This is a genomic window from Streptomyces sp. NPDC051173 (assembly GCF_040689515.1).
Taxonomy (GTDB): Bacteria; Actinomycetota; Actinomycetes; order Streptomycetales; family Streptomycetaceae; genus Streptomyces.
Genome location: NZ_JBFBBD010000130.1, coordinates 1 through 9,318, shown reverse-complemented (window position 1 = coordinate 9,318; position 9,318 = coordinate 1). Strand labels below are relative to the sequence as shown.

Below are 9,318 nucleotides of genomic sequence, written 5' to 3'. Positions count from 1 at the left end.
AGCGACCTTCGGTCGCGTCCTCAAACGCCGGACGGGCTGGATGTGCGGACCGTAGTCAGCACATCCAGCCCGTCCGGCTGTGACTGTTACCTCACCACCGTGATCCTGTCCGCCTTCGGCGGGCTCAGGGGGTTCGTCTTCGACGAGTGTGCCGTCAGGTACGCGTTGAAGACGTCGAGGTCCGACGCCCCGATGCGCGGGTTCTTGCTCTCCTTGAACGCCGGGAAGCCGTCGCCGCCGCCCGCGAGGAACGCGTTCGCCGCGACGCGGTACGTCTTCGCCGGGTCGATCGCCGTGCCGTTCAGCTTCACCGAGGAGGCGTCGACGCGGGCCGCGCCCTTCCTCGTCAGGTCGAGGGTGTAGGTCAGGCCCCTGCTGATCTGGAGGATGATCGGCTGGGCCTCGTTCACGCCGCTGACCTGCTGCTGGAGCAGGGAGACGAGCTGGGCGCCGGTGAGGTCGGACGTGGCCATCATGTTGGTGAAGGGCTGCACGGTGAAGGACTCGCCGTACGTCACGACGCCGTCCCCTTCCGCCCCCGACGCCTTGTAGGCGAGGTCGGAGCGGATGCCGCCGGGGTTCATGAACGCGATCTGGGCGCCGCCCTTGTCGGCCGGGGCGAGGGCCTCCAGCTGGGCGTCGGCGATGACGTCACCGAGCGGCTTCTCGTAACCCTCCGCGCCACGGCCGTTGATGTCGGCGGAGATGTAGCCCACCGGCTTGTTCGCCACCGGCGCGGCCAGCTTCCGCCAGCGGTCGACGAGGGCCGTCATGTCCGGCGCCTTCGGCTGGTCGCGGGTCACGACGTGGTTGGCCGCGCGGGGGTGCTTCACCGGGGTGCGGACGATGTCCTTCGTCCGCCGGTCGTACGTCAGCGTGGTGTCGGTGTACAGCCGCCCGAAGGACGCCGCCGAGGTGACCGTGCGGGGCGCGCCCGACGGGTCGGGGATGGTGCAGGTGTACGCCGCGTGCGTGTGGCCGGTGACGAGGGCGTCGACCTTCGGCGTGATCTTCTTCGCGATGTCCACGATGGGACCGGATATCCCGGCGCCCGCGCCCGGGGTGTCGCAGTCGAAGTTGTACGCCCCGGAGGCCGGCAGGCCGCCCTCGTGGATGAGGGCGACGATCGACTTCACGCCCTGGCGGTCGAGCTCCGCGGCGTACTTGTTGATCGTCTCCACCTCGTCGCCGAACTTCAGGCCCTTCACGCCCTCCGCGGTGACGACGTCCGGCGTGCCCTTGAGCGTGACGCCGATGAAGCCGATCTTCACGCCGTTGTGCTTCCACACGGTGTACGGCTTGAGGATGGGCTTGCCGGTCTTCTCGTCCGTGACGTTCGCCGCGAGGTACGGGAAGTCGGCGCCCCGGAACTTCTTGCCCTTCTCGAAGCAGCCGTCCGTCGGGTGGCAGCCGCCCTTCTGCATCCGCGTCAGCTCGGCGCGGCCCTCGTCGAACTCGTGGTTGCCGACGGAAGTGACGTCCAGCCCGAGCTTGTTCATCGCCTCGATGCTCGGCTCGTCGTGGAACAGCCCCGACATCAGCGGGCTGGCCCCGATCAGGTCACCGGCCGCCGCGGTCACGGAGTAGGGGTGGCCCTTGCGGGCCGTGCGCAGCGAGTTGGCGAGATACTCCACGCCGCCCGCCGGCACGGCCTTCTTCGTGCCGTCCTGCTGAAGCTCCGTGACGGTGCCCGAGGAGCCCTGCGGGGGCTCCAGGTTGCCGTGGAAGTCGTTGAAGGAGAGCAGCTGTACGTCGACCGTACGGGAGTGGTGGGCGCTCGCCGGGCCGGCCGTCGCCAGGACCCCGGCGGTGGCCGCGAGGACGGCGACGGTCGTGGTCAGGCGTCTGGAGCGGCGCTTCCGTGGCGGCGTCGCGTGCATTTGTTCCCCTTTGTGCATATGTGGTTGTTGCTGGTCGCAGGAAGCCTAGAGTCAACGCGCGTAGCGCGTCAGGAGGGTTGAGGTGACGATTCCGTAGCTCCTGATGTCCGAGGTCGTAGGCTCGACCCATGAGTGACGTCGTGAACAACACAGGCGGCCAGCGGTCGGTCGAGGTAACGCAGGAGCTCGCGCCCGAGGTGGCGCGGGACGTGCTGCGGCTGGTGGAGGAGGCCGCCGCCGTCGACGGCCAGCCCGCCGTCTCGGAACAGGGCCGCCTCCAGCTCCACGGGCGGCGCGCGGGCGTACGGCACGTACTGCTGCGCGACGAGGAGGACGAGCTCATCGGCTACGGCCAGCTGGAGGACAGCGACCCGGTGGAGGCGCCCGCCGGCGAGCTCGTCGTGCACCCCTCCCGGCGCGGCCGCGGGCACGGGCGGGCGCTGGGCGGCGCGCTGCTCGCGGAGTCCGGCAAGCGGCTCCGTATCTGGGCCCACGGCGGGCACCCCGCCGCGCGGCACCTCGCGCAGGTGCTGGGCCTGAGCCTCTTCCGCGAGCTTCGCCAGATGCGACGCCCTCTGGCCGGCCTGGATCTCCCCGACCCCGTCCTTCCGGAGGGCGTGACCGTACGCACCTTCCGCCCCGGCGAGGACGACGCGGCGTGGCTGGCCCTCAACGCGGCCGCCTTCGCCCACCACCCCGAGCAGGGCTCCCTCACCCAGCGCGACCTCGACGACCGCAAGTCCGCCGACTGGTTCGACCCGGAGGGCTTCTTCCTCGCGGAACGCGCGGGGGAAATTGTCGGTTTTCACTGGACGAAGGTGCACGCGGCGGAGGCTCTGGGCGAGGTCTACGTCCTCGGGGTCCGGCCCGGTTTCCAGGGCGGCGGCCTCGGCAAGTCGCTGACGACTGTCGGGCTGCGGCATCTGGAGGGGCTGGGGTTGCCTACGGCGATGCTTTATGTTGACGCGGACAATTTGGCGGCTGTGGCGGTTTATGAGCGGCTTGGGTTTGTGGTGCATGAGACGGACCTGATGTATCGGACTGAGAGCTGAGTTTTTGTCTGCGGGTTGTGTGTGCCGGGGGTGGGGTGGCCTCAATCGCCGGCCGGGCTTTGGTGGTGGCTGGGCCGGGGGTGTGGCCTCCGGGCTGAGGACCTGGAACGCGGTGCGTGGCGCCGTCCTACGTATTGGGTGCTGTGACTACGCACCGCGTTCCAGAACCTCACCCTCCGGCCCCACCCCCTCCGCCGGTGGGGAACATGAAGGCCGGTGGCGCCTTTCTTTCCGCCGGGTGCGCTGGTCTTTTCTTTTCAGCCCGCTGGGGGCACCTCCCAGCGGTAGCTGGGGGAGCTCCCGCCGCAGGCGGCAACGGACCTGTACGTCGGGGTCTGGGGCAGCGCCCCAGTTTCGGGAAGGGGCGGGGCAGGGGAAAAAGCGCCGCAGGCGCCAACCGGCCCGCAGACAAGGGGGCCGGGGCGGAGCCCATGCGCGGCGGAGCCGCAGAGCAGGCGCAGCGGAGACGCCCCCAGGGCCCCATTTGACACGCCCCGACCCCATGCCCCACCCTTTCACTAGTCAAATAGTGAAAGGTGGACGCATGGTCGAGTTCCGCATCGACCGTCGCAGCGGGGTGGCCACCTACCTCCAGATCGTTCAGCAAGTGGAGCAAGCCCTCCGGCTCGGCCTCCTCGCGCCGGGCGACAAGCTGCCCACGGCCAAGGAGGTCGTCGCGGCCACGGCCATCAACCCCAACACCGTGCTGAAGGCGTACCGCGAGCTCACCCGCGACGGCCTGGTCGAGGCGCGCCCGGGGCTGGGGACCTTCGTGCGGCGGTCGCTGGCCCGCCCGCAGGCCGGCGCCGACTCGCCGCTGCGCGCCGAGCTCGCCGGCTGGATGGAGCGCGCCCGCGCGGCGGGGCTCGCCCGGGAGGACGTCGCCGCGCTGGTCACCTCCGTCCTGGAGGAGCGCTTCGAGGCGCCCGCATGACCGACTTCACCTTCCGTCCCGGCCTGACCGCCCTGGAAGCGGTCGGGCTCGGGGTGCGGCACCGGCGCGGCTGGGCGCTGCGCGACTGTTCCTTCCGGCTGCCCGCGGGCCGCGTCTGCGCGCTGGTCGGGCCCAACGGTGCGGGCAAGTCCACGCTGCTGTCCCTGGCCGCCGGGCTGCGCAGGCCCACCGAGGGTTCGCTCGAGGTGCTCGGCGGCCGCCCCGGCGACGAAAGGGTGCGGCCCCGCGTCGCGTACCTCTCCCAGGACAAGCCGCTCTACCCCCGCTTCACCGTCGCCGAGACCCTCCGCATGGGCCGCGAGCTCAATCCCGTGAGCTGGGACCAGGCCACCGCCGAGGCGCTCCTGGCGGACGACGGCCTGCCGATGGGCGCCCGCGTCGGCGACCTCTCCGGCGGCCAGCGCACCCGCGTCGCGCTCGCCCTCGCCCTGGGCAAGCGGCCCGAACTGCTGCTCCTGGACGAGCCGATGGCCGACCTCGACCCTCTCTCACGCCACCGCATGACCACCGCCCTGATGACGGCGGCGGCCGAGCGTTCTGTGACGGTCGTCATGGCTTCGCACGTCCTCGCCGAGCTCGACGGCATCTGTGACTATCTGCTGCTGGTCGCGGACGGCCAGGTGCGGCTCGCGGGGGAGGTCGAGGATCTGGTGGCGGCCCACGCGGTGCTCGTGGGGCGGTGCGAGGGTTCTGACGTGCCGTTCGCCGGGCACACGGTGGTGGAGGCCCGGCGGACGGGGCGTCAACTCACCGCTCTCATACGGCCGGACGGCCGACCGGTCCATGGCGACTGGCAGACCGCGGAGCCGTCCCTGGAGGAACTCCTCCTGGCCCACCTTCGCTCGCCGGGGGCGCCGGCTCTTCTGACGCCCAGCGCGGAGCCGCGGGAGGGGGCGGGGTCGTCGCGCCTGCGGCGCGCTTTTTCCCCTACCCCGCCCCTTGCCGAGGGCATCTGACACCCGGCTCCGTCACGCCTGCGGCGGACTCCTTCCCCAGCCCCGCCCCTTCCCGAAACTGGGGGCAAGCCCCCAGACCCCCCGCAACACGCTTCGCGCGTTGTCCTCAAACTCCCCCAGCTACCGCTGGGAGGTGCCCCCAACGGGCTGAAAAGAAAAGACAGCGCACCCGGCGGGGTAGGAAGGCGCCACCGGCCTTCATGTTGCTCTCCGGCGGAGGGGGTGGGGCCGGAGGGTGGGGTTCTGGAACGCGGTGCGTTGTCAGGGCACTCAACGCGCCTGACGGCGCCATGCACCGCGTTCCAGGTCCTCAGCCCGGAGGTCACACCCCCGGTCCAGCCACAAACCCAGCCCGGCCGGCGATTGAGGCCACCCACCCCAGGCGCAAACCGACCCGCAGACAAAGACGCAACCGCACCCGCACGTCATGTGACCGTTACCCCCAATTCAACACCGGTTGCGACTCTTGCCGAATGCAGCCCGCCGTGCCCCGCGCACCAGATCGCCGGCTACGCGCCGCTGGCGCGTCCGCGCGGAACAATGAAGACATGACCTCGTCGAGCAGCGCTCAGGCACACGGTTTCGGTAATCCCCAGCCTTCCGTCGGCTCCATCGCGGCGCACCGGCCGTACGCGGTGGCGGCGCCGGCCTCGCCGGGGCTGGAGCCCGATCTGGACGCTTCCGATCTGGGGACGTACGGGGACCCGGCGTACGGCGACGCGTACGGCGACGAGGGGGCCGACGGCGCGTACGGAGAGGAGCCGCTGCCGCACGGACGGTTCCTGGACCGGGAGCGCAGCTGGCTGGAGTTCAACGAGCGGGTGCTGGAGCTCGCGGAGGACCCGGCGACGCCGCTGCTGGAGCGGGCGAACTTCCTCGCGATCTTCGCGAGCAACCTCGACGAGTTCTTCATGGTGCGCGTGGCGGGGCTGAAGCGCCGGATCGCCACCGGGGTGGCCACGCGTTCGGCGTCCGGCCTCCAGCCGAGGGAGGTGCTGGAGCAGATCTGGACCCGCTCCCGGGAGCTCATGGCCCGGCACGCCGCCTGCTACCAGCAGGACGTCGCGCCGGAGCTCGCCGAGCGCGGCATCCACCTGATCCGCTGGCCCGAGCTGACCGAGAAGGAGCAGGGCCGCCTCTTCACCCTCTTCCGGCAGCAGATCTTCCCCGTCCTGACGCCGCTGGCGGTCGACCCGGCGCACCCCTTCCCGTACATCTCGGGGCTCTCGCTCAACCTCGCCGTCGTCGTGCGCAACCCCGTGAGCGGCCACGACCACTTCGCACGTGTGAAGGTCCCGCCGCTGCTGTCCCGCTTCCTGGAGGCGTCCCCGGAGCGGTACGTCCCGCTGGAGGACGTGATAGCGGCGCACCTGGAGGAGCTGTTCCCGGGCATGGAGGTGCTCGCGCACCACATGTTCCGGGTCACCCGGAACGAGGACCTGGAGGTCGAGGAGGACGACGCGGAGAACCTGCTCCAGGCGCTGGAGAAGGAGCTCATGCGACGCCGCTTCGGCCCGCCCGTGCGGCTGGAGGTCGAGGAGACCATCGACCCGTACGTCCTCGACCTGCTGGTGCGCGAGCTGAAGATCAGCGACGCCGAGGTCTACCCGCTGCCAGGCCCGCTCGACCTCACCGCGCTCTTCCGCATAGCGGCCCTGGACCGGCCCGAGCTGAAGTACCCCAAGTTCGTGGCCGGCACCCACCGGGACCTCGCCGAGGTCGAGTCCTCGTCCGCGCCCGACATCTTCGCCGCGCTGCGCGAGCGGGACGTGCTGCTGCACCACCCGTACGACTCCTTCTCCACCTCCGTGCAGGCGTTCCTGGAGCAGGCCGCGGCCGACCCGGACGTCCTCGCGATCAAGCAGACGATCTACCGGACCTCGGGCGAGTCACCCATAGTCGACGCCCTGATAGACGCCGCGGAATCCGGCAAGCAGGTGCTCGTCCTCGTCGAGATCAAGGCCCGCTTCGACGAGCAGGCCAACATCAAGTGGGCGCGCAAGCTGGAGGAGGCGGGCTGCCACGTCGTCTACGGCCTGGTGGGCCTCAAGACGCACTGCAAGCTGTCGCTGGTGGTGCGGCAGGAGGGCGACACGCTGCGCCGCTACTCCCACGTGGGCACCGGGAACTACCACCCCAAGACCGCCCGCCTCTACGAGGACCTCGGGCTGCTCACCGCCGACCCGCAGGTCGGCGCGGACCTCTCCGACCTCTTCAACCGGCTGTCCGGCTACTCCCGGCGCGAGACGTACCGGAGGCTGCTGGTCGCCCCCCGGTCGCTGCGCGACGGGCTCGTCGCCCGGATCGCCAAGGAGGTCGCGCACCACCGGGCCGGCCGGCCCGCGTACATACGGATCAAGGTCAACTCGATGGTCGACGAGGCCGTCATCGACGCCCTCTACCGGGCGGCGCGCGAGGGCGTGCCGGTGGACATCTGGGTACGCGGCATCTGCGCGCTGCGCCCCGGAGTGGCCGGGCTCTCGGAGAACATCCGGGTGCGCAGCGTCCTCGGCCGGTTCCTCGAACACTCGCGGATCTTCGCGTTCGGGAACGGCGGCGACCCCGAAGTCTGGCTCGGCAGCGCCGACATGATGCACCGCAATCTCGACCGGCGCATCGAAACGCTGGTGCGGGTCACCGACCCCGCGCACCGGGCCTCGCTCGGCCGGCTGCTGGAGACCGGGATGTCCGACTCCACCGCCTCCTGGCACCTCGGCCCGGACGGCGGCTGGCGGCGGCACGCGACGGACGCCGACGGGCAGCCGCTGCGCAACGTACAGGAGATGCTCATTGACGCCCGGAGGCGCCGGCGTGGCTCAGCGACCGCATGACCAGCCGCTTACGGTCACCGTGGCCGGGGGACGGGAAATGACGACGACACAGCGGCCGGCCGCGCCGGACCCGGCCGTGGACAGGGCGACCTCCGGTGAGGTGCTCGCGGCCTATCTGCACGGCCAGGCCGTCGAGTTCCTGCGCAGCCTGCGGCTGCACGGCGACAGCGGCGCGGGCGCCGAGGACGCGACGGAGGCCGCCCGGCTGCTGCGCCGCTCGGCCCGCCGCATCGCCGGCGCCCTCGACGCCTACCGGCCGCTCACCGACGTGGCCTGGACCGACCACCTCAGCTCCGAACTGCTGTGGCTGTCCGAGACGCTGGGCCGCGAACACGCCTACGCGGCACGCCTGGCCCGGCTGCGCGGGGCACTGCACCGGCTGTCCGGGGCGACGCCCTGCGAGGAGCGGGCCTGGAGCGGGCTGACGGTCGGCGCGGCGCGGGCCGGGGCGCTGCTGGAGCGGCAGTTGACGCTGGCCCGGACCCGGGCGCACTCGGCCGCGCTGCAGACCTTCGGCTCCTCGCGGTTCCACGCCGTCGCCGACGCGGCCGCCGTCCTCGCCTCCGAGGTGCCGCTCGACCCGGCCGCGCACGACCTCCCCGCCCACGAGGCGCTGCCCCGGCTCGCGGAGCAGACCCACCGGCGGCTGGCGGAGGCCGTCGAGCAACTGCCGCTGTCCGTCGCCGGGCACCCCTACAACGCCGAGGCCCTCACCCACGGCCTCGCCGCCGTCCCGTCCTCCGACGCGCCGCCCGCGGAGGCGCGCCAGGACGCCCCGTGGCACCAGGTGCGCAAGCTCGTACGGCTGCGGCGGTACGCGCAGGAGGTGCTGGACGAGCACCGGCAGGGCGAGGCCGAACCCGCCCTCTCCGTCAGCCTGCTGAACGCCGGTCAGGCCCTCGACCGCCACCGCGACGCCGCAGAAGCGGCCGCCGCCGCCGCGGCCGCGGCCCGTACCCCGCGCATCGCCCCGGCCACGGCGTACGCCCTCGGCGTCCTCCACGCGGACCAGCGCCACGAGGTCGAGGCGGCCCGCTTCGCCTTCGGCCGGGTCTGGCAGCGCATGGGGGGAGTGGCGCTGTGAGCGACGACGTCATCCGGGCGGCGGGGTGCGTGCTGTGGCGGCAGGGCCGTGATGTGGAGATCGCCCTGGTCCACCGGCCGCGCTACGACGACTGGTCGCACCCGAAGGGCAAGCTCAAGCGTGGCGAGGAGGCCGCGGGCTGCGCGGTGCGGGAGGTGCGGGAGGAGACGGGGATGGCGTGCGTGCTGGGCGCGCCGCTGCCGACGGCTCGTTACGAGGTGGGCGGGCGGCCCAAGGAAGTGCGGTACTGGGAGGCGCGGGCGGTGTCCGGGGCCTTCACGCCCAGCCGGGAGGTGGACGCCCTCCTGTGGCTCCCCCCGGCCGCGGCCCGGGTCCGCCTCACGCAGGAGCGGGATCGGTGGCTGGTGGATGAGTTGCTGTCGGCGTTGCGGGTGGCGTGAGTGCGGGTCCGTCGCCGGGTGCGGGTCCGCTGCGCCTGCGGCGGGCTTGTTCCCCAGCCCCGCCCCTTCCCGAAACCGGGGAGACCCCGGACCCCAGCGCCCTCCGGGCGCGTCCTCAAACGCCGGACGGGCTGAAATCGGGGGTCTGGGGGCTTGCCC

Annotated in this window: 7 protein-coding genes; 6 read left to right on the top strand and 1 reads right to left on the bottom strand. The window is 72.0% G+C overall.

Going from position 1 to position 9,318, the window contains the following annotated elements:
• Positions 1 to 86 precede the first annotated feature (86 nt).
• On the bottom strand, positions 87 to 1,880 hold the full coding sequence (locus tag AB0435_RS33350; protein WP_366428660.1) for a bifunctional metallophosphatase/5'-nucleotidase: 1,794 nt from the start codon (positions 1,878 to 1,880) through the stop codon (positions 87 to 89).
• Between the two features lie 128 nt (positions 1,881 to 2,008).
• On the opposite strand from AB0435_RS33350, the gene mshD reads away from it, so the two are divergent.
• The 6 genes from mshD (at position 2,009) to AB0435_RS33320 (ending at position 9,159) form a co-directional block, all read left to right on the top strand.
• Complete coding sequence (gene mshD / locus AB0435_RS33345; protein ID WP_366005526.1) at positions 2,009 to 2,932, top strand: mycothiol synthase; 924 nt, start codon at positions 2,009 to 2,011, stop codon at positions 2,930 to 2,932.
• A gap of 544 nt (positions 2,933 to 3,476) precedes the next feature.
• Entirely contained in the window at positions 3,477 to 3,866 is a 390-nt protein-coding gene (locus AB0435_RS33340) for a GntR family transcriptional regulator (protein ID WP_366005525.1), read from the top strand.
• Positions 3,863 to 4,843 (top strand): ABC transporter ATP-binding protein, encoded by a 981-nt coding sequence (locus tag AB0435_RS33335; RefSeq protein WP_366005524.1) that lies wholly within the window; start codon positions 3,863 to 3,865, stop codon positions 4,841 to 4,843. The genes AB0435_RS33340 and AB0435_RS33335 overlap by 4 nt, the downstream gene beginning before the upstream one ends.
• A gap of 548 nt (positions 4,844 to 5,391) precedes the next feature.
• A complete protein-coding gene (locus AB0435_RS33330; RefSeq protein WP_366428659.1) occupies positions 5,392 to 7,674 on the top strand; it encodes an RNA degradosome polyphosphate kinase in 2,283 nt (760 codons plus the stop codon).
• Positions 7,675 to 7,711: 37 nt separating this feature from the next.
• Positions 7,712 to 8,758: a CHAD domain-containing protein gene (locus AB0435_RS33325; RefSeq protein ID WP_366428658.1), complete on the top strand. Its 1,047-nt coding sequence runs from the start codon at positions 7,712 to 7,714 to the stop codon at positions 8,756 to 8,758.
• A complete protein-coding gene (locus tag AB0435_RS33320) occupies positions 8,755 to 9,159 on the top strand; it encodes an NUDIX hydrolase (RefSeq protein ID WP_366428657.1) in 405 nt (134 codons plus the stop codon). Before AB0435_RS33325 ends, AB0435_RS33320 begins: the two co-directional genes overlap by 4 nt.
• The last annotated feature ends 159 nt before the right edge of the window (positions 9,160 to 9,318 follow it).